The following is a 19,576-nucleotide window of genomic DNA, read 5'->3' as shown; positions in this document are numbered from 1 at the left end:
TCGCCCGGCACCGGGAGAGGACCGCGCTCAGTCGGGCACGATCGCCTGCGCGATCGGCGTCTCCCCGTCGTTGAACTGCAGGAACGTCTCGAACGTCGCAGGCTCCTCGAGAACTGCGGCGATGACCTGCGCGACGTTGCCGCGGCTGACCTCGCCACCCTCGGACGCCGCGGCGTCGATGCGCCCGCTGGCGGGCTCGTCCGTGAGACGGCTCGGGCCGAGGATGGTCCAGTCCATGTCCCCGCCCCGCAGGTGCTCGTCCGCCTCGGCCTTGGACTGCGCGTAGGCGAAGAAGCCGTCACCCGGGTCGATCCCGTGGTCGAGGGTCGCCCCGTAGTAGCTGACCATGACGTAGCGCGGGATCCCTGCGCTCTCCGCCGCGTCCATCGAGGCGATCGCCGCCTCACGGTCCACGGCGTAGGTGCGTCGGGGATCGCCGCCGCCGGCGCCCGCGGCCCACACCACCGCGTCGGACCCCTCGACGAGGTCCTTCCATCCGGCGACGTCGAGCTTCTCGATGTCCAGCACCACGGCGCTCGCGCCGGTCGCCTCCACCTCGGCGACCTGGTCGGGGTTGCGGATCACCGCCCGCACCTCGTGCCCCGCCTGGACGAGCAGGGGCTCCGCGAGCAGCGCGATCTTGCCATGTCCTCCGATGAGTGTGATCTTCATGAGCCCCACTCTGGCACTCCCCGACCGCATCGTGAAGGGGGTGCGCCCTCGGCGGAATCCGCCCCCTGGCTGTGACGCTTGCCACTGGCCCTCCGGCATGGAAGCGTGAAGGCCCCTCGGCCCGTCCCCCACCGAGCACAGAGCAGTGCACGGGCCCGTCGGCCGTCCCACCACCCCACCTCGCCCCGGAGGCACCTCATGGATCCGCTCGACCGTCGACGTTTCATCCGTGTCACCACCGGCGCCGCGACCGCGACCACCGCCGTCGCCCTCGGCGCCCCCGCCCTCGCAACGCCGCCCGCGCCCGCAGGGCGCGGAAGAGGCCACGGGCCGGGGCACGGCCACGATCACGACCGGCCGCCCGGGAAGGATCGCGCACCGGTGCGGGAGTTCCGGGCGCTGTGGATCGCCTCGGTCGACAACATCGACTGGCCCTCGAGGACCGGGCTGAGCGCTGATGAGCAGAAGGACGAGTTCGTGGCCTGGCTCGACCTCGCCGAGGAGCTCGGGATGAATGCGGTGATCTCCCAGGTGCGCCCCACCGCGGACGCCATCTGGCCCTCACCGTTCGAGCCGTGGTCCGAGTGGCTCTCGGGAACCCAGGGTGAGGGCCCCGGGTACGACCCGCTGGACTTCCAGGTGCAGGCGGCTCACGAGCGGGGTCTCGAGTACCACGCGTGGTTCAATCCCTACCGCGTCACCATGGACAGCGTGGACCCGACCGACCTCGTCGAGGACCACCCGGCGCGCACGCACGAGGGCTGGACCTTCGCCTACGGCGGGAAGCTGTACTACGACCCCGGGGTCCCCGAGGTCCGGGCGTTCGTGCAGGACGCGATGATGGACGCGGTCAACCACTACGACGTCGACGGCGTCCACTTCGACGACTACTTCTACCCCTATCCCGTCGAGGGCGAGGAGCTGCCGGACCAGGAGACCTACGAGCGCCACGGGGACGGATCCACATCGATCGAGGACTGGCGGCGGGAGAACGTCAACCTTCTGGTCAGCGAGATGCACGATCGGATCCGTGGGGACGCGCCGCACGTGCGCTTCGGGATCAGCCCGTTCGGGATCTGGCGCAATGCCAGCAGCGATCCCGCCGGATCGGACACCTCGGGCTCGGAGTCCTACGAGATCATCTCCGCCGACTCCCGGCGCTGGGTGCAGGAGGGCTGGGTCGACTACATCAACCCTCAGATCTACTGGCAGATCGGCCACGAGCTCGCCGACTACGACACCCTCGTGCGCTGGTGGGCGGACCTCGCCGAGGACTCGGGCGTGATGCTGTTCATCGGGGAAGGCGCCTACAAGGCCGTCGACGGCACGTTCGAGGACCCCGCGGAGCTCTCGGAGCACGCCGCCCTGGGACGCAGCCTGGACGGGGTGAGCGGAATGGTCTACTTCAGCGCGACCAGCATGCGCGACGACACCACGGGAGCCGTCGACCAGCTGGTGCGCGAACGCTTCGCCCACCCGGCGATCGTCCCGGTGATCGAGTTGCCCGAGGGGGCGGCACCGGACGCCCCCCGGCTGCACCACGTGCGCTGCGACGAGGACGGGGTCGTCCTGCGGTTCTCGGGCGAGGGCACCAACTTCGCGATCTGGCGTCTGCGGTCACCGCACGTGCGGTCGACGGACCTCGCCGACGCCCGGAACCTGGTGGCCGTCGTCCGGGCCGACAACGACAGGAAGATCCAGCGCTACCTGCACGCAGGAGCGGACCCGCACGCCTGGTACGCCGTCAGCGCACTGGATCGCACCTGGCACCAGAGCTACCCCTCGAGGGCGGCGCGCCCCCGCCGATGACCCCCGGGCAGCGACCCAGGGGCGATGAGCGCCGGCCCGCTCAGGCCGAGGCGGCGGGCGTGACCGGCGGCTCGGCCGACCACGGGAAGACGATCCACTCGTCGGTGCGGCGCCAGACGAAATCGGGCGAGACCACCGAGGACGACTTCGCGTAGAGCACGGCGCTGCGGGCGTCGGCCCCCATCTCCCGCAGCAGTTGCAGGACCAGCGCGAGGGTGCGCCCGGAGTCCGCGACGTCGTCGACGACCAGCAGGCGCTTGCCCTGGATCGAGTCGGTGTCGAGCATCGGCGCGAGCAGCACGGGGTCGGGAAGGGTCTCGTGGACATCGGTGTAGAACTCGACGTTGATCGCGTCGGCGAGCTTGAGCCCCAGGGCGTAGGACAGCGAGCCGGCCGGCAGCAGGCCCCCGCGTGCGACCGCGATGACGATCTCGGGATCGAACTGCGAGTCCGCGATGGTCTGGGCGAGCTCACGGGAAGCGGTCCCGAACAACTCCCAGTCCAGGACCTCCTTCGTCACGAGATCGGCGGAATCGGCGTGGTAGGCCTGCGTCATCTGGGCTCCTGGAGCGGGTCGTGCGGGGGTCCGACGATGCTACCGCCCGAGTGCGCGGGCGGTGCGCCGCCGTCCCCCGAGAGCAACACGTTGCCATGTGGCTTCCTGTTGTTCCATGTGGCTTCATGTCGTAGTCTGTGGTGCGTTGCGGCGCACGACCCACCGACCCACCTGGTCATGGCGTCACGACCGAACCTCTGCACCGGTCCCCGATGCTCCTCCGACGACGCAGGTGATGTGATGTACGCACAGGAGAGACAGCGCCAGATCCTCGATGCTCTCGAGGCGTCCGGTCGTGTCACCGTCTCCGCCCTCGCCGACACCTTCGAGGTCGCCACCGAGACCGTGCGACGGGACCTGGACGACCTCGAGCAGCGGGGGATGCTGATGCGCGTCCACGGCGGCGCCCTCGCGCGCCGCACCGATGCCGCGGAGCCGGACCTGGACACCCGACGAACCACCAACCCGCAGGTCAAGCGCCGTATCGCCGACGCAGCCCGGAAGCTGCTGCCCGCCGACGGCGATGCGTCGGTCCTGCTCGACGCGGGCACGACCACGCTGGGGCTCGTCCCCCACCTCGCCGGGCGTCGTGGCCCTCTCCTGACCCACGCCCTGGACGTCGCGCAGGCGATGCTGACCCTGGACGCTCCCCCGGTGCATCTGCTCCCCGGACGGCTGCGCCCGGGCACGGGAGCGGGAGTGGGTGCCGACACGGTGGCCGCCCTCGAGCGCCTGCGACCGGACATCGCCTTCCTGGGGTGCAACGGGTTCGACGGCGCCGAGCTGTTCACCCCGGACCCCGAGGAGGGAGCGGTCAAGAGCACGATCGTGGCCCGCTCGGGGCTGCGGGTCGTCCTCGCCGACTCCTCGAAGGCGCAGGTCCACCAGCTCGTCGCCTTCGCCCGCGCATCGGAGATCGACGCCCTCGTGAGCGATGACGGTCTCCCGGCGCAGATCCGGCGCGACCTCGAGGACGCCGACGTGCAGGTGGTGATCGCGTGATCCGCACCGTCACCGCCAATCCCTCCCTGGACCGGTCGGTGGAGCTCGCTGCACCGCTCGTCGCAGGGGGCGTGCACCGCATCGTCGCCGACAGCACCCAGGTGGGCGGCAAGGGCGTGAACGTCGCACGCGCCCTCGCCCTCGCCGGGGTCGAGACCGAGGCGCTCGTGCCCGTCGGCCCCGAGGACCAGTACCTGCGCCTCCTCGTCGGGACCGGGATCCGTCATCGCGCCGTCCCCGTCGCGGGAGCCGTGCGCACGAACCTCACGGTGCTCTCGCCGACGGCGTCCGGCACGAGCGTCACGACGAAGCTCAACGAGCCCGGATCCGCGATCACCGCGGCGGAGCTGCGGAGCGTCGAACAGGAGCTTCTCGAGGCCACCACGAGCGGAGGCACGGTGATGCTCTCGGGCTCCCTCGCCCCCGGGTTCCCCGTGGACTGGTACGCCGGCATCGTCCGCGCACTGCACGAGCGGAATGCCTGGGTGGGCGTGGACACCTCCGACGTTCCTCTCACCGCCCTCGGCGCGGCCTGGCGCGAGGACCGCTCCGCAGCGCCCGACCTGCTGACGCCCAACGCCCTCGAGCTGGCCCAGCTCACGGGACAGGACGCCGGCACGCTCGACGCGCTGGAGGCGGCCCCGGGAGACCTCGGGCCCGCCGAGCTCGCGCCCGTCGCCCGTGCGACGCAGGACCTGCGCGCCCAGGGTGTCGCCGAGGTCCTCGTGACCCTCGGCGGCGCGGGGGCGGTGCTCGCGGACGCCCGCGGCACCTGGTACTGCGAGGCCGACACTCCGTCGGTGGTCTCGACGGTGGGCGCGGGTGACTGCGCCGCCGCCGGCTATCTGCTCGCCCGCAGTCTCGGCGAGGACGGCCCGCAGGCGCTCGCCCGCGCGGTCGCCTACGGCAGCGCGGCCGTCGCACTGCCCGGCACCACGATCCCCCGACCCGACCAGGTCCACGTGCGCCCGGGCGCCGTGCGATCGCTCTGACCGAACCCGATACCTCCGCCCGGCACCTGCCGGGCCCACCAGTGAAGGAGCTGGCCGTGTCAGATCCCCTGATGACAGCAGACCTCGTCCGCCTGGACGTGCAGCCCGCCGGCGACAAGACCGCCGTGATCGGCCAGCTGGCCGATCTGATCGCCGCCACCGGCCGCTCCGAGCGCGACGGGCTCGAAGCGGGCCTCCTGGCCCGCGAGGAATCCTTCGCCACCGGCATGCCGGGTGGCTTCGCGATCCCCCACTGCCGCACCGAGGCCGTGCACGAGGCGGCTCTCGGGCTGCTGCGCCTGAGCGAGCCGGTCGACTTCGGCTCGGCCGACGGACCCGCCGACCTGGTGATCGGCATCTCGGCGCCCGCGGGCACCGACGATCAGCATCTGAAGCTGCTCGCCCAGCTCTCCCGCGCCCTGGTGCGCCCCGAGTTCCTCACCTCCCTGCGCGGGGCCTCCACCCAGCAGGAGGTCTCCGACCTGGTCATGGGCGTGCTCGAGCCCGAGCCGGCCGAGCCCGAGCCGGCCGAGCCCGGATCGGCCGGGACCGCGTCGGGCGGACCCGCCGAGACCGGATCCGAGGCGGCCGCTGTCGCGACCTCGCGCGAAGGATCCGATGACGACCCTGCCGATGCCGAGGCCGGGACCTCCGAGGACACCCCCGTCCTGCTGGCGATCACCTCCTGCCCCACCGGCATCGCCCATACCTACATGGCTGCCGAGTCGCTCGAGACCGCTGCCGCCGAGAAGGGCGTGCGCCTGCACGTGGAGACCCAGGGCTCGGGCGGCATCACGCCCTTCACCTCCGAGCAGATCGCCGAGGCCGACGCGATCATCGTGGCGGCCGACGTGAACATCTCGGGCCGCGAGCGCTTCGTCGGGATGCCGATGATCGAGCACCCCGTCAAGCGCGCGATCTCCGACGGACCCGCGATGATCGACGAGGCGGTGAGCGCGGCCCGGGATCCGCGAGCCCGCACGGTGGCCGCGGGCGGCTCGTCGGAGGACGACGCGAAGGAGAAGTCCTCGACCGGCGCGGTCTCCTGGCCCAAGCGCATCCAGGCCGCCGTGATGACCGGTGTCTCGTACATGATCCCGTTCGTCGCGGCGGGCGGTCTGCTGATGGCGCTGGGCTTCCTGCTGGGCGGTTTCGACGTCTCCTTCGTCGCCAAGGACGTGGCGACCGGCAACTCCCTGACGAACCTTCCCGGCCACGTCGGCTACGACGGCTCGAGCGGGCACGAGGTCACCGCCAGGACCGGGCTGCTGCTGTACCTGGGCGCCGTCGCGTTCACCATCGGCAACGCCGGGATGGGCTTCCTGGTCGCCGCGCTCTCGGGATACATCGCCTTCGGGCTGGCCGGCCGGCCGGGGATCGCCCCCGGGTTCATCGGCGGCGCCATCTCGGTGATGGTGGGCGCCGGCTTCCTCGGCGGCCTGGTCACCGGTCTGCTCGCCGGCCTGATCGCCTTGGCGCTCGCGTCGCTGCAACCGCCGCGCTGGCTCGCCGGGCTGATGCCCGTGGTCATCATCCCGCTGGTGACCTCCGGGATCGTGGCGGGTGCGATGCTGCTCGTGCTCGGTCGGCCGATCGCCTGGGTGATGACGACGCTGCAGGACGCACTGACCGGGATGAGCGGGACCTCCGCGGTGCTGCTCGGCGTGATCCTGGGCCTGATGATGTGCGTGGACCTCGGCGGGCCGGTGAACAAGGCCGCCTACCTGTTCGCCACCGCCGGCCTCTCGCAGGGCACCGAGGCCTCCTTCCACATCATGGCCGCGGTGATGGCCGCCGGCATGGTGCCTCCGCTGGCGATGGCACTGTCCACGGCCGTCCGCCGCTCGCTGTACACCCGGGCCGAGCGCGAAAACGGCACCACCGCCTGGCTGCTCGGCGCCTCGTTCATCTCCGAGGGGGCTATCCCCTTCGCGGCCGCGGACCCGCTGCGCGTCATCCCCTCGATGATGGCGGGCGGCGCCGTCACGGGCGCGCTCAGCATGGCGCTGGGCGTCGGGTCCCAGGCGCCCCACGGCGGCATCTTCGTGTTCTTCGCGATCAGCCCGGTCTGGGGCTACCTGATCGCGATCATCGTCGGCACGCTGATCGCCGCTGCCCTGGTGACGCTGCTCAAGGCGCGCCACGCCCGTCGCACCGCCGCGGCCCCCGCCACCGCCTGAGCCGGGCCCCGCGGCCTCGCCGATCGGGGGACGATCGGCGCGGCCGCGGGCTACGCTTCCGATGTGCACAGCGCGGACGGCTCCCTGATCGGGCACATGACGCCCTACGGCCCCGAGCACGTCACCGTCCTGGTGCTCATCGCCCTGGTCGCCCTGATCGCGCTGCGCCGCATACGCCGGTCAGCGCGCACACCGCAGGCGGTGGACCGGATCGAGAACCGGCTGCGGGTGCTGGGCTGGGTGCTGCTGGCGAACTCGATCCTGTGGACCCTGTGGGGCGTCATGCCCTGGGCGTGGAACATCGAGGAGTCCCTGCCCCTGCACTTCTCCGACGCCCTGCGGTTCATCGGTCCGCTCGCCCTGATCACCCGTGCCCGCTGGGCGGTGGTCGTCTCGTACTTCTGGGGCCTGACCCTGAACATGCAGTCGGTGCTCACGCCGGACGTCAACTACTTCGTCTGGCCCCCGCTGGAGTTCTGCGAGTACTGGCTCGCCCACGGAACCGGAGTCCTGATCCCGGTGCTGCTGGTCTGGGGGCTCGGTCTGCACCCGACCTGGCGCGGTTTCGCCCTCGCCTACGCCGCCACCGTGGGCTGGGCGCTCATCGCCCAGCTCGGCAATCTGCTGACCGGCGGGAACTACGCCTACCTGCACCACGCTCCCGCAGGGCCGAGCCTGCTGGACGTGATGGGGCCCTGGCCGGTCTACATCCTCGTCGAAGCGCTCGTGAGCGCCGGGGTCTGGGCGCTCATCACTCTTCCCTGGGTCCTCGTGGACCGTCGCAGCGGGGCGCTCCCGGCCGGCCCCGGGGGCCTGGTGCGGCGTCGACCTCTGCGGTCCGAGCCCGACACCGCCCACAGCCCTGTGCGGGACACCCTCGATACAGTGCAGGGATGACTTCACGTCGCCCTTCCCCGCTCGGCGGACGCCGCCCCTCCAAGGAAGATCTGGCACAGGTCTCGACGACCGACCCGCACGGTGTCGACGACGTCCTCCCCGGCCCGGACGATCCCCCTCCCCTGCGTCTGCTCATCGTCGGCATCAACCCCGGACTGTGGACCGCGGCGGTCAACGCCCCCTTCGCGCGTCCCGGCAACAGGTTCTGGCCCTCGCTGCACCGCGCGGGCCTGACCGACCATCTGGTCGACTGCGCGGCAGGTCTCGATGCGGCCGATGAGCAGCACCTCCTGGACAGCGGCATCGGGATGACGAACCTGGTGGGTCGCGCCACCGTGCGCGCCGACCAGCTCGATCGCGAGGAGCTGCGCGAGGGCGGGCGCGCGCTCGTGCGCTCGGTCCGCTCGCTGCGCCCGCGGACGGTCGCGATCGCCGGGATCACCGCCTACCGCACCGCCTTCGGCCTGCCCAAGGCACGCCTCGGCCGGCAGGACCCCGCCGACGTCCCCGACTGGCCCGAGGACGTGGCGCTCTGGGTGGTCCCCCAGCCCAGCGGCCTGAACGCGCACGAGAACATCGACTCGCTCGCCGCCAAGTGGCGCGAGGTCTGGGGATCGGCCGACTGAGGCGGCCCGATCGGGGGACCTCGGTCCCCCGATCCACCGAACGGGTGCCCTTAAGATGACACCATGTCGAAAAACGCTTCGGGCACCGCTGTCCCGCCCATCAGCCCCGTCCTCCATTGGCTGCGCATCGTCTCCGGTGCCGCCGGACTCCTCGTCGTCGTCCAGGCGCTGCTGGGGTTCGGTCTGCTCGGGAACCTCGGAGCGCTGTTCCCCGTCCATCAGGGCATCGGCTACCTGATCCTCCTGGCCACCGTGGTCGCCGCGGTCTTCGCGGTGCTGTGGTCCCGTGCCGGCGGCAATACGGGGATGATGATGCACGCGATCGCCGTGGCCGTCCTGGCCCTGATCCAGATCGGCATCGCCGAGACGGGCGTGATCTGGCTGCACGTGGTCGTCGGCCTGCTGATCCTGGTCGCAGCCGTCGCGCTGGCCACCCTCTCCCTGCGCTCGGGCGGCAGCTCCCGCCCACGGCGCCGCAGCGCGTCCGCCTCGGCCTGAGCGGACAGGGCACCGTCCAGGGCCCGGGCCCACCGAGCAGCGGACCCTCCGAGCTGCGGGCCTGCCGAGTACTGTGGACAGGGAGGGCACGAAGCCCCGCGCCCTCCCCACCGTCCCAGGAGGATGAGATGCCCCAGTCGTGGAGCGACAAGCGCGAGCGCCAGTACGAGCACGTGAAGGACAGCGCGAAGGAGCAGGGACGCTCCGAGGAGACGGCCGAGGAGATCGCGGCGCGCACCGTCAACAAGACCCGAGCCCAGGAGGGTGAGGCGGACGAGGCCTCCCGCACCGCCACCGACGAGTCCTCCCCCAGCCGCCGCGGCGGCGAGCACTCCCATGACGGCCCGCAGGGTCGCACGAAGGAGCAGCTCTACGAGGACGCCAAGCGCGAGGGCGTCGAGGGGCGCTCCTCGATGTCCAAGGACGAGCTCGAGGACGCGGTGGAGGACCGCGACTGAACCCGTCCGGCACCGGGTGTCCGTAACCGGTTGCGGGCGACCAGGCGCCGTGGAAAGGTGAACGCACCCCGCGGCGTCGTTGCCGTCAGGCTCCGGACTCCGCACACGCCGATGCAGGAGGTACACGTGAAGCTTCCCTGGCTCAGGTCCGCTCTGGAGAACGAAGGCCCCTACGTCAGCGTCCACATGGACACCACCCGGCTGGATCCGCAGGCGGCGACGGAGATCGAGACGCGCTGGGCGCGCTTCCGCGACCACCTCGCCTCCGACGGCGTCGCCCCCGCCCTGCTGGACGCGATCGGCGAGACCCTGCTGACCCCGTCCCCCATCGGCGGTCGTCACGGGCGCACCGTGATCGCCGCGGGCGATCGGATCGTCGTGGATCGCGTGCTGCCGGTGCCCCCGCTGCACGAGTCCGCTCACGCGGGCGAGGAGCCGCAGCTGCTGCCCCTGCTCGAGATCACCCCCTTCGCCGTCACCCAGCTCCTGATCGAGGTCGACAGGGCAGGAGCGGATCTGCGACTGCGGGCACCGGACGCCCCGACCCTGGACAAGCACACCGAGGGCCTGGGGCCGGACGCGAGCGTGGACGGCGGCCACGACGAGCTCCACAAGGCGAACCTGGGCGGCGGCAACCAGCACGGCTGGCGCGCCAGCAACTCGCAGGCGCGCGTCGAGGATTCCTGGGAACGCAACGCCGAGGCGGTGGCCCGCACCGTGGACCGGATCGTGCGCGAGCACCGACCCGACATGGTGCTGCTGACCGGTGACGTGCGCACCAGTGCGCTGCTGAAGGCAGAGCTCGGCCAGGAGGTGCTCGAGCGACTTCACGAGGTCCCCGGCGGGACCCGCGGCAAGAGCCTGGACCGCCCGTCCTTCCGCGAAGAGGTCGTGCAGGTGACGCGCGAGTTCATCGCCGAACGGGAACAGGACCTCCTGGACCGCTTCCTCGAGGCCAGCGGGCGCGACGGGGCCGCCGCCACCGGCGGCACGGACGTCTCTCAGGTGCTCGACCGCGGCCAGGTCGACGAGCTGCTGGTGGTCTCGGGGCGCGCCTGCCCCGACATCGAGAGCAAGCTCCTGCAGGCCATCCGCACCGATGCCGGCGTCAGCGCCGTGCGCGAGGAGACCGACGGCGGCGACGTCCTGGTCGACGGCATCGGCGCGCTGCTGCGCTGGCACGACGATGCGACGCCCTCGGCCAGCATCGGCAGCATGAGCGGAGACGCTCAGCGCGAGCGCCCCACCGGGGGCTGACACCGGGACGGTCCAGGACCGGCGGCCGGAACGTTCCGGCCGCCGGTCCTCGACGATGCCTGGTCGAGGACCGTCCTCGGTCGAGCGTGACGATCTGCCCGTCGCTCCCTCAGTCCGACGCGGCGGTCAGGGCGCGCTCGAGCGGCGCGTAGTGCGCGTGGACCGCGCGGGCGTAGGCCTCCGCGTCCCCGACCTCGAGAGCGTCGACGATCGCGTCGTGGGCCTCGACGGTGAGGCGGATGTCCCCGGCGGGCGGCACGTCCAGCAGCGGGAGCGCCGAGGTGTGGACCTGCCAGAACGCATCGCTCAGCTGGATCATCAGCTCGTTGTCGAGCTTGGCGAGGATCGCGGCGTGGAAAGCCTGGTCCGCCTCGGCGAAGTCGCGGCCGGCGGCGAACGCCTCGCGCATCCTCTCCACCTCCGCCCGCGCCGGCGCGAGATCCTCGTGCGCCCAGGCGGCGAGCAGGCCCGGGCCGATCGAGAGGTCCAGGGCGATCCGCGCCTGGACCACCTCGCGCAGCGTGCGCAGATCGTTGCCGTCGTTCAGCCGGGCACGGAACAGCAGGCCGTCCACGAGAGGAGCGAGGGACATCCTTCCCACGAAGGTGCCGTGGCCATGACGGACCTCGACGATGTCGAGCGAGGACAGGGTGCGCATCGCCTCGCGCACGGAGGAGCGCGCGACGCCGAGCTCCTCGACGAGGTGCGCCTCGGTGGGCATGGGATCCCCCGGATGCAGCCCCGAGCGCAGGATCAGCTCCTTGATCCTGTTGACGACGTCGCCACCCGCGTCCTGTCGGCGCATCTGCTCTCCTCCCTCGCGGTCGCCACGGAGCGACCGATGACCGGTGCGATGCGGATCACGGTTCGGTAACCGACTCGGAATCGCGCACCTGCGGGGCTACAGTACATGGTGAACATCGGACATCAGACGTCTGATGAACACTTCGCTCGATGCGCGAGGCCGGATGCAGGGACGCAGTCGTCCCCGCCACCCCGGCGTCAACGGCACCGGACCAGCCGGTCCCTGCCGAGCATCCCCACCGGAAGGGACGCACCGATCATGACCCCACAGACCACACGCCGCAGCCTCCTGCGCAGCGCCGGGTTCCTCACCGCGGCCGCCGGGATCGCCGGGACCGTCGGCGCCTGCGCACCCCGCGACGGTGGCAGCACGTCCTCCGACTCCGGCGGCAGCGCCGCGGCCGAGGCGAAGAAGGACGGCACCATCCACGCCGCGATCTCCTACGAGCTCGGCACCAACGGTTACGACCCGATGACCACGAGCGCAGCGCTGACCGTCGCGGTCAACTGGCACACCCTGGAGGGCCTGACCGAGCTGCACCCCGTGACCCACGAGGTCTACGCGGCCCTGGCCACCGAGCTCCCGAAGAGCGATTCCGACAGCGTCGAGGTCGCCCTGCGCGACGGCGCCACGTTCCACGACGGCAGCCCCGTCACCGCCGACGATGTCGTCTTCTCCTTCGAGCGCGTGCTGGATCCGAAGAACGCCTCGCTGTACGCGAGCTTCATCGACTTCGTCGAGAAGGTCGAGAAGAAGGACGACTCCACGGTCGCCATCTCCCTCGCCCACCCCGTCTCGATCCTCGCCGAGCGTCTGAGCGTTGTGAAGATCGTCCCCAAGGCCGCGGTCCAGAAGGACCCGAAGGCCTTCGACGCCGAGCCCGTCGGCTCCGGTCCGTACACGATGACGGACAACGGCGCCTCCTCGAAGAAGGTCGCCTTCGAGCGCTTCGAGGACTACAACGGTCCGCAGCCGGCGAAGGCCGCGAAAATGGAGTGGCAGATCATCCCCGACGCCTCCACGCGCACCAACGCGATGCAGTCGAAGACGGCCCAGGCGATCGACTCCGTCCCCTACCTCTCCATCGACCAGCTCAAGGGTTCGGGCACCGTGGAGTCCCCGCTGGGCTTCGGACTGCTGTTCGCGATGTTCAACAACAGCGAGGACAACCCGTTCCACGACGTGAGGAACCGTCAGGCCCTCCTCTACGCGATCGACATGGACAAGGTCATCAAGGACGGGCTGGCCGGCCAGGCCACGGCCGCGACCTGCTTCGTGCAGAAGGACCACCCGGACTACAAGAAGGCCTCGACCGTCTACTCGCTCGACCTGGACACAGCGAAGTCGCTGTTCAAGGAGACCGGGCTGACGAAGTTCCGGCTGCTGGCGACCGACCACGACTGGGTCAAGCAGTGCACGCCGATCATCCAGCAGTCCCTCGAGGCCGCCGGGGTGAGCATCGAGTTCTCGGAGAAGCAGTCCGCGGACGTCTACAACACGATCGACGGCAAGCCCGACTCCTACGACGTCGTGATCGCGCCCGGTGACCCCTCGGTCTTCGGCACCGACCCCGACCTGCTGATGCGCTGGTGGTACTTCACCGACACCTGGACCGACACCCGCATGCACTGGAAGGGCTCGAAGGGCTACGAGGAGATCACCGGTCTGCTGAAGAAGGGCATGTCGGAGCTGGACGCCGACAAGCAGAAGGAGATCTGGCAGAACACCTTCGACGCTCTGTCCGAGGAAGTCCCGCTGTACCCGCTGTTCCACCGCAATGCGCCGACGGCCTGGGACCCCGAGACGCTCGCGGGCTTCGAGCCGACCTCGCTGACCGGCCTGAGCTTCGTCGGGGTCGGCAGCACGAAGTGAGGCGCGGCGGGTCGGAGCCCCTCCCCTGATGCCCTGCTTCCCCCGGTGCTCCGCCCCGCCGCCCGCCCGTCCCCGTCCGCTGTCCGCTCCCGGCACGCCTGGAGGAACCGTTGTCCTCGCTCATCCGCCTCATCGGCCGGCGACTGATCTCGCTGCCGCTGATGATCCTCGGTGTCACGCTGCTCGTCTTCGTCGTGATGTCGTTCTCCCCCTCGGATCCCGCGCGTCTCGCTCTCGGCGAGTCCGCCTCCCCCGAGGCCCTCGCGCAGTACCGCCAGGCCAACGGCCTCGATGATCCCCTGCTGGTGCGCTACATGCGCTTCCTGGGCGGGATGCTCCACGGGGACCTCGGGACCACCAGCGGCAACACGCCGGTGACGGACGTGGTCGCCAAGGCCTTCCCGATCACGCTGCAGCTGACCTTCCTGGGACTGGCCTTCGCGATCGTGCTGGCCGCGGTCCTCGGCGTGCTCGCTGCCCTGTTCCGCGACCGCTGGGTCGACCAGGTGATCCGCGTGCTCTCGGTCGCCTCGCTCGCCACCCCCTCGTTCTGGCTGGCGATCCTGCTCATCCAATGGCTGGGCCAGGTGCCCGGCGGCTGGGGAGCCTTCCCGGCGCTGGTCAGTCAGTGGGTCAGCCCCCTGACCGATCCGGCCACCTGGGCCCACAACGTGATCCTGCCGGCGGTCGCGCTGGGCGTGCCCGTCGCCGGCTCGCTGACCCGCGTGGTGCGCACGGCCATGGTCGAGGAGCTCGACCGCGACTACGTGCGCACGGCCGTCGGCGCCGGCGTCCCCTACCCGGTCGTGGTGAGTCGCAACGTGCTGCGCAATGCCCTGATCACCCCGATCACCGTGCTCGGTCTGCGGGTGGGATACCTGATGGGCGGGGCGGTGATCATCGAGATCATCTTCAACATCCAGGCCATGGGCCAGCTGATCCTCGACGGCGTCAAACGCAACGACGTCTTCCTCGTCCAGGGCGTCACCCTCACCGTCGCGATCGCGTTCATCGTCGTGAACATCCTCGTGGACCTGCTGTACGTCCTCGTCAATCCCCGGATCAGGAGCATCTGACATGCGTCGACGTCGACTCGGATCCCGCATGACGCGCGTCAGCGGTGCCCCGGCGGGAGCCCTGCGCAGCCTCCCCCTCATCTCCCGGATCGCGCTGGGCTTCCTGGCGCTGCTGGTGCTGGCGGCGATCCTCGCCCCGGTGATCTCGCCCTTCGATCCGCTCGCGACCGGCAGCCCCGTTCAGCCGCCCAGCGGCGAACACCTGATGGGCACCGACAGCGTGGGGCGCGACGTGTTCTCGCGTCTGTTGAACGGTGCCCGCACCTCCCTGGTGATCGGCCTGTGCGCGACCGGGCTCGCCCTGGTGGTCGCCGCCGTCATCGGCTCGTTCGCGGCCACCGCACCCCGTCTGCCCTCGGAGATCCTGATGCGGATCCTCGACGTGGTGATGGCGTTCCCGGGGATCGCGCTGGCCGCGGTGTTCGTCGCGGTCTTCGGCACCTCGGTGCCGGTGCTGATCCTCGCGATCGGCTTCCCCTACATCCCGCAGCTGGCGCGCGTGGTGCGCGCCAACGTGCTGGCCCAGTTCGGCGAGGACTACGTGGCCGCGACACAGGTCATGGGCGCCTCCACCGCCTGGATCCTGTTCAAGCACGTGGCCCGCAACTGCCTCGCCCCGATCCTTGTCTTCGCCACCGTGCTGGTGGCCGACGCGATCGTCTTCGAGGCCTCGCTGTCCTTCATCAACGCAGGCGTCCAGCCGCCCTCCCCCTCGTGGGGCAACATCATGAGCGAGGGCAAGTCGGTGCTGCTGGCCGGGTACTGGTGGCCCACGTTCTTCCCGGGCGTGGCGATCGTGCTCACCGTGCTGAGCCTGAACATCCTCTCCGAGGGGCTCACCGACACCTTCGCCAGCCCGCGTATCAAGGCGACGGCCGACGTCGAGGCCGACGAGCGCGCCGAGGAGGAGGCCCGCGAGAGCGAGCAGCGCTCCGAGGACGTGCTCGGAGCCGTCGAGGCCGACGAGGCGGCCGCGGTGCTGCACGCCTCCCTGCAGCGCCTGCGCACCGCCGAGCAGGCACGCGGCGCCCGTCCCGACGCCGCCACGGGCGAGCCGCTGCTGGAGGTCCGGAACCTCTCGGTGGCCTTCCCCGCTGCCCACGGCGACGTGGATATCGTCGACGACGTGTCCTTCACCGTGCGACCGGGCGAGACCATGGGCCTGGTGGGAGAATCGGGCTCCGGGAAGTCCGTCACCAGCCTCGCGATCATGGGGCTGCTGCCCCGCACCGCACGGGTCAGCGGCGAGGTGCTCCTGGACGACACGAAAATCCTCGAGCTGGACGCGAAGCGCTTGAACGCCCTGCGCGGGCACGGCGTCGCCATGATCTACCAGGACGCCCTGAGCTCGCTGAACCCCTCCATGCTGATCCGGTCCCAGATGAAGCAGCTGACCAGCAGGGGCGGCACCCGCAGCGCCGAGGAGCTGCTCGAGCTCGTCGGCCTGGAGCCGCAGCGGACGCTGTCCTCCTATCCCCACGAGCTCTCGGGCGGTCAGCGCCAGCGCGTGCTGATCGCGATGGCCCTGACCCGCGACCCGCGCCTGGTGATCGCCGACGAGCCCACCACGGCTCTCGACGTGACCGTCCAGAAGCAGGTCGTCGAGCTGCTGGAGAGGCTGCGCGAGGAGCTCGGGTTCGCGATGGTCTTCGTCAGCCACGACCTCGCCCTGGTCTCGCAGCTCGCCCACCACATCACCGTCATGTACGCCGGTCAGGTGGTCGAGCAGGCCTCGACCGCCGAGATCCTCACCGATCCCCGGCACGAGTACACGCGCGGTCTGCTGGGCTCGGTGCTCTCGATCGAGACGCAGGCGGATCGTCTGCTGCAGGTGCCAGGCACGGTGCCCTCCCCGCGGGAGTTCGCCCGCGGGGACCGTTTCGCACCGCGCTCGCAGGACCCCGGCGCCCGCGCGGACGTGCGTCCCGCCCTGATGCGGGTCGACGGCGGCGACCATCTGGTCGCGACCACGGGCTCCGTGCCCGAGCCGCTCGCCGTGGCCGCGACCGGCGCCGCCCCCGGCACCCCCACGTCCGTCCCGGAAGGAGACCGCGCATGAGCGTCACCGTGACGCCCGCCGCAGGGGATCGCACAGATCGCACCGGTGGCCCCGTGATCGAGCTGCGCGACGTGCACGTCGTGCACCGGCTGCGCACCGGATCGCTGCTGCGTCCCGACACCATCCGCGCCGTCGACGGCATCAGCGTGAGCGTGGAGCGCGGGCAGGTCCTCGGGATCGTCGGCGAGTCCGGATCCGGCAAGTCCACGCTGGCCCGCGTGATGATCGGCCTGCAGAAGGTCAGCAGCGGCGAGGTGCTGTTCGACGGCCGCCCGCTGGGGCGCTCCCGGGCGGCCCGCAAGCAGCTGGGACGCACCGTCTCGGTGATCTTCCAGGACCCTGCGACCGCGCTGAACCCCCGCCTGCCCGTCCGCGAGGCCCTCATGGATCCGCTGCGTGTGCACGGCATCGGCACCGAGCAGGAGCGCCTGCGCACGGTCACCGAGCTCGTGCACCAGGTGGGCCTGCCGGCCTCCGCCCTGGACGTCCTGCCCCGGCAGATCTCCGGCGGTCAGCGTCAGCGCGTGGCGATCGCCCGCGCCCTCACCCTTCGTCCGGACGTGATCGTGGCCGACGAGCCCACGAGCGCCCTGGACGTCTCGGTCCGTGCGCAGGTGCTGAACCTGCTCATGGATCTCAAGCAGGAGCTCGGACTGGGACTGGTGTTCATCTCCCACGACATCTCCACCGTCCGCTTCGTCTCCGACGACATCCTGGTGATGAACCGCGGCCGCGCCGTCGAGCACGGTCCGGCCGAGCGCATCTTCACCGATGCCGAGGACTCCTACACCCGCTCCCTGCTCGCCGCGGCCCCGACGCTGCTGTGAGCAGCGCCCGGGTCCCCCTGCACGCCACCGACTCTCCCGAAGGAGCCCCCATGACCACCGCTTCCACGACCGCTGCCGACGCCACCCGTCTGCGCGGAGTCGTCCCGCCGATCCTCACCCCGCTGACCGCCGAGGGAGAGCTCGACGTCCCCAGCCTCGAGCGCCTGATCGCGCGCCAGCTGGAGGCCGGCGTCGACGGCCTCTTCGCCCTCGGCTCGAGCGGCGAGGTCGCCTTCTGGGACGACGCCATGCGCGAGAAGATCCTGGAGACCGTCGTCGGGACCGTGGCCGGCCAGGTCCCGGTCCTCGCAGGCGTCATCGACACGGAGACCCACCGGGTGATCGCCCACGTGCGCGAGGCCGAGAAGCACGCGATCGACGGTGTCGTCGCCACCGCGCCGTTCTACGCGATCACCGGGCCCGAGGAGGTGGGCACCCACTTCCGCGCGATCGGCGAGGCGGCCTCGGTGCCGGTGTGGGCCTACGACATCCCGGTGTGCGTGCACCTCAAGCTCGCCGCCGAGCAGCTCCTGGAGCTCGCCGCCGACGGCGCGATCACCGGGGTCAAGGACTCCAGCGGTGACGACGTCTCCTTCCGCCGCCTGGCCGCGAAGAACCGTGCCGCGGGCTCCCCGCTGACGCTGCTGACGGGTCACGAGGTCGTCGTCGACGGCGCCTACCTCTCCGGGGCCGACGGCTCCGTCCCCGGCCTGGGCAACGTGGACCCCGCCGGGTACGTGCGCATGGACCGTGCTGCCCGGGCGGGCGACTGGGAGACCGTGCGCACGGAGCAGGACCGCCTGGCCGCTCTGATGGAGATCGTCTTCCAGCCCGTGGGCAAGGTGGGCCCGGCGGCCGGCGTGGGAGCGTTCAAGACCGCCCTGCGCGAGCTCGGTGTCTTCAGCACCAACACCATGTCGCTGCCGATGTCCCCCATCGAGGGCGACGCCGTGGGCCGCATCCGCACCATCCTCTCCGAGGCGGGACTGCTGGATGCGGCACGCTGATCCCGCAGCCCCCGGGGCCGAGGTCCGCGGCCCGGACGGGGACCTCGCCGAGGTCCTCGCCCTCGACATCGGCGGGACCAAGACCACGGCGGCGCTGGTGCGGATCGCGGCCGACCGCTCGTCGGCCGAGGTGACCTCCGAGGTCACCGTCGCGACCCCCGCACGGGACGGAGCATCGGCGGTCCTCGGTGCGGCCCTCGAGGCCGGCGAGCGCGCGAGCTCCGGGAGCGCGGGACCCGTCGCCGTGGGGCTGTCCTCCGCCGGCGTCGTGGACGTCGAGCACGGCCTCATCACGCATGCGACCTCGTCGCTGCCCGGGTGGCCCGGCACCGCGATCGCCCCGGCCTTCGCCGAGCGCTTCGGCGTGCCGACGAGGGCGATGAACGACGTCCACGCCCACGGCCTGGGCGAGGCCCTGTTCGGCGTCGGCCGCGAGGCCGCGTCGCTGCTGCTGGTCGCGGTCGGGACGGGCATCGGCGGTGCGCAGGTCATCGGGGGCGCCCCGATCACGGGCTCCCGCGGCGCCGCCGGCCACGTCGGCCACGTCACCGTCCCCGAGGCCGACGGGGTTCCCTGCACCTGCGGGCGCACCGGCCACCTCGAGGGCCTCGCCTCCGGCCCGGGGATCCTCGCCCTCGCCTCCCGCCTGGGCGCCGAGCCGGCCCACTGCGCCGACGGACGCGCACTCGCCGCCGCTGCGCGAACCGCGGCAGGGCCCGCCCGCGATGCCTACGAGCTCGCCGGCACCGCGACGGGCCGCGTGATCGGCTCGCTGCTGAACGTGCTGGACGTCGAGGCCGTCGCCCTCGCGGGCGGCGTGGTCGGAGCGAGCGACGTCTGGGAGGATGCCCTCCATCGCGGGGTCGCGCGCGAGGCCATGGACGTGGTCGCGAGCACGCCGGTGCTCCCCGCCCGCGCCGGCTCCCGGGCCGCGCTCCTCGGAGCGGCCGCCTGGGCCATCGACTGACCCGCGGCCGTTCTCG

General features: G+C 71.5%; 18 protein-coding genes. 15 read left to right on the top strand and 3 right to left on the bottom strand.

Annotated features, from left to right (window positions below; translation table 11 throughout):
- Positions 1-27 precede the first annotated feature (27 nt).
- Positions 28-672: an NAD(P)-dependent oxidoreductase gene (locus DEO23_RS14985; RefSeq protein ID WP_109276836.1), complete on the bottom strand. Its 645-nt coding sequence runs from the start codon at positions 670-672 to the stop codon at positions 28-30.
- A 198-nt stretch (positions 673-870) separates the two neighbouring features.
- Here DEO23_RS14985 and DEO23_RS14980 point away from each other — a divergent pair, with 198 nt between their 5' ends.
- Positions 871-2,481, top strand: coding sequence for a glycoside hydrolase family 10-like protein (locus DEO23_RS14980; RefSeq protein WP_109276835.1), 1,611 nt, complete (start codon positions 871-873; stop codon positions 2,479-2,481).
- A gap of 40 nt (positions 2,482-2,521) precedes the next feature.
- Here DEO23_RS14980 and DEO23_RS14975 read toward each other — a convergent pair whose 3' ends face one another.
- The gene (locus DEO23_RS14975; protein ID WP_109276834.1) at positions 2,522-3,037 is read right to left on the bottom strand and encodes a phosphoribosyltransferase; all 516 of its coding nucleotides are present in this window, start codon (positions 3,035-3,037) and stop codon (positions 2,522-2,524) included.
- A 240-nt stretch (positions 3,038-3,277) separates the two neighbouring features.
- Between DEO23_RS14975 and DEO23_RS14970 the strand changes: the two genes are divergently transcribed.
- From DEO23_RS14970 to DEO23_RS14935, 8 genes are all read left to right on the top strand, one after another.
- The gene (locus DEO23_RS14970; RefSeq protein WP_109276833.1) at positions 3,278-4,039 is read left to right on the top strand and encodes a DeoR/GlpR family DNA-binding transcription regulator; all 762 of its coding nucleotides are present in this window, start codon (positions 3,278-3,280) and stop codon (positions 4,037-4,039) included.
- A complete protein-coding gene (locus DEO23_RS14965) occupies positions 4,036-5,031 on the top strand; it encodes a 1-phosphofructokinase family hexose kinase (RefSeq protein WP_109276832.1) in 996 nt (331 codons plus the stop codon). Before DEO23_RS14970 ends, DEO23_RS14965 begins: the two co-directional genes overlap by 4 nt.
- Before the next feature lie 71 nt (positions 5,032-5,102).
- Positions 5,103-7,211: a PTS fructose transporter subunit IIABC gene (locus tag DEO23_RS14960; RefSeq protein WP_420808031.1), complete on the top strand. Its 2,109-nt coding sequence runs from the start codon at positions 5,103-5,105 to the stop codon at positions 7,209-7,211.
- 63 nt (positions 7,212-7,274) lie between these two features.
- Positions 7,275-8,108, top strand: a complete 834-nt coding sequence (locus tag DEO23_RS14955; RefSeq protein ID WP_240613441.1) for a YwaF family protein — start codon at positions 7,275-7,277, stop codon at positions 8,106-8,108.
- Positions 8,105-8,734: a mismatch-specific DNA-glycosylase gene (locus DEO23_RS14950; protein WP_109276830.1), complete on the top strand. Its 630-nt coding sequence runs from the start codon at positions 8,105-8,107 to the stop codon at positions 8,732-8,734. The genes DEO23_RS14955 and DEO23_RS14950 overlap by 4 nt, the downstream gene beginning before the upstream one ends.
- Positions 8,735-8,797: 63 nt before the next feature.
- The gene (locus DEO23_RS14945) at positions 8,798-9,232 is read left to right on the top strand and encodes a hypothetical protein (protein WP_109276829.1); all 435 of its coding nucleotides are present in this window, start codon (positions 8,798-8,800) and stop codon (positions 9,230-9,232) included.
- A 128-nt stretch (positions 9,233-9,360) separates the two neighbouring features.
- A complete protein-coding gene (locus DEO23_RS14940) occupies positions 9,361-9,690 on the top strand; it encodes a plasmid stabilization protein (RefSeq protein WP_109276828.1) in 330 nt (109 codons plus the stop codon).
- 126 nt (positions 9,691-9,816) lie between these two features.
- Positions 9,817-10,947 carry a baeRF2 domain-containing protein gene (locus DEO23_RS14935; RefSeq protein ID WP_109276827.1) on the top strand — a complete coding sequence of 377 codons (1,131 nt, stop codon included), beginning with the start codon at positions 9,817-9,819 and terminating at the stop codon, positions 10,945-10,947.
- 109 nt (positions 10,948-11,056) lie between these two features.
- Here DEO23_RS14935 and DEO23_RS14930 read toward each other — a convergent pair whose 3' ends face one another.
- On the bottom strand, positions 11,057-11,752 hold the full coding sequence (locus DEO23_RS14930; protein ID WP_109276826.1) for a FadR/GntR family transcriptional regulator: 696 nt from the start codon (positions 11,750-11,752) through the stop codon (positions 11,057-11,059).
- 258 nt (positions 11,753-12,010) lie between these two features.
- On the opposite strand from DEO23_RS14930, the gene DEO23_RS14925 reads away from it, so the two are divergent.
- From DEO23_RS14925 to DEO23_RS14900, 6 genes are all read left to right on the top strand, one after another.
- Positions 12,011-13,624, top strand: a complete 1,614-nt coding sequence (locus tag DEO23_RS14925) for an ABC transporter substrate-binding protein (RefSeq protein ID WP_109276825.1) — start codon at positions 12,011-12,013, stop codon at positions 13,622-13,624.
- 110 nt (positions 13,625-13,734) lie between these two features.
- Positions 13,735-14,700, top strand: coding sequence for an ABC transporter permease (locus DEO23_RS14920; RefSeq protein ID WP_109276824.1), 966 nt, complete (start codon positions 13,735-13,737; stop codon positions 14,698-14,700).
- A 28-nt stretch (positions 14,701-14,728) separates the two neighbouring features.
- Positions 14,729-16,759: a dipeptide/oligopeptide/nickel ABC transporter permease/ATP-binding protein gene (locus DEO23_RS14915; protein ID WP_165831871.1), complete on the top strand. Its 2,031-nt coding sequence runs from the start codon at positions 14,729-14,731 to the stop codon at positions 16,757-16,759.
- Positions 16,756-17,586, top strand: a complete 831-nt coding sequence (locus DEO23_RS14910) for an ABC transporter ATP-binding protein (protein ID WP_109276822.1) — start codon at positions 16,756-16,758, stop codon at positions 17,584-17,586. Before DEO23_RS14915 ends, DEO23_RS14910 begins: the two co-directional genes overlap by 4 nt.
- Positions 17,587-17,636: 50 nt before the next feature.
- A complete protein-coding gene (locus DEO23_RS14905; RefSeq protein ID WP_109276821.1) occupies positions 17,637-18,593 on the top strand; it encodes a dihydrodipicolinate synthase family protein in 957 nt (318 codons plus the stop codon).
- Positions 18,580-19,560: an ROK family protein gene (locus DEO23_RS14900; protein WP_109276820.1), complete on the top strand. Its 981-nt coding sequence runs from the start codon at positions 18,580-18,582 to the stop codon at positions 19,558-19,560. The genes DEO23_RS14905 and DEO23_RS14900 overlap by 14 nt, the downstream gene beginning before the upstream one ends.
- The last annotated feature ends 16 nt before the right edge of the window (positions 19,561-19,576 follow it).

The sequence above is a fragment of the Brachybacterium endophyticum genome, assembly GCF_003130585.1.
Classification (GTDB): domain Bacteria; phylum Actinomycetota; class Actinomycetes; order Actinomycetales; family Dermabacteraceae; genus Brachybacterium; species Brachybacterium endophyticum.
The sequence above is the reverse complement of the archived record's forward strand: the minus strand, read 5'-3'. Positions and strand labels throughout refer to the sequence as shown.

Excerpts from the sequence above, each read along its gene's own strand:
- DEO23_RS14900 (WP_109276820.1), top strand. The coding sequence starts at position 18,580 with ATGCGGCACGCTGATCCCGCAGCCCCCGGGGCCGAGGTCCGCGGCCCG.
- DEO23_RS14910 (WP_109276822.1), top strand. The coding sequence starts at position 16,756 with ATGAGCGTCACCGTGACGCCCGCCGCAGGGGATCGCACAGATCGCACC.
- DEO23_RS14970 (WP_109276833.1), top strand. The coding sequence starts at position 3,278 with ATGTACGCACAGGAGAGACAGCGCCAGATCCTCGATGCTCTCGAGGCG.
- DEO23_RS14975 (WP_109276834.1), bottom strand. The coding sequence starts at position 3,037 with ATGACGCAGGCCTACCACGCCGATTCCGCCGATCTCGTGACGAAGGAG.
- DEO23_RS14950 (WP_109276830.1), top strand. The coding sequence starts at position 8,105 with ATGACTTCACGTCGCCCTTCCCCGCTCGGCGGACGCCGCCCCTCCAAG.
- DEO23_RS14915 (WP_165831871.1), top strand. The coding sequence starts at position 14,729 with ATGACGCGCGTCAGCGGTGCCCCGGCGGGAGCCCTGCGCAGCCTCCCC.
- DEO23_RS14930 (WP_109276826.1), bottom strand. The coding sequence starts at position 11,752 with ATGCGCCGACAGGACGCGGGTGGCGACGTCGTCAACAGGATCAAGGAG.
- DEO23_RS14945 (WP_109276829.1), top strand. The coding sequence starts at position 8,798 with ATGTCGAAAAACGCTTCGGGCACCGCTGTCCCGCCCATCAGCCCCGTC.
- DEO23_RS14905 (WP_109276821.1), top strand. The coding sequence starts at position 17,637 with ATGACCACCGCTTCCACGACCGCTGCCGACGCCACCCGTCTGCGCGGA.
- DEO23_RS14985 (WP_109276836.1), bottom strand. The coding sequence starts at position 672 with ATGAAGATCACACTCATCGGAGGACATGGCAAGATCGCGCTGCTCGCG.
- DEO23_RS14960 (WP_420808031.1), top strand. The coding sequence starts at position 5,103 with ATGACAGCAGACCTCGTCCGCCTGGACGTGCAGCCCGCCGGCGACAAG.
- DEO23_RS14980 (WP_109276835.1), top strand. The coding sequence starts at position 871 with ATGGATCCGCTCGACCGTCGACGTTTCATCCGTGTCACCACCGGCGCC.
- DEO23_RS14940 (WP_109276828.1), top strand. The coding sequence starts at position 9,361 with ATGCCCCAGTCGTGGAGCGACAAGCGCGAGCGCCAGTACGAGCACGTG.
- DEO23_RS14925 (WP_109276825.1), top strand. The coding sequence starts at position 12,011 with ATGACCCCACAGACCACACGCCGCAGCCTCCTGCGCAGCGCCGGGTTC.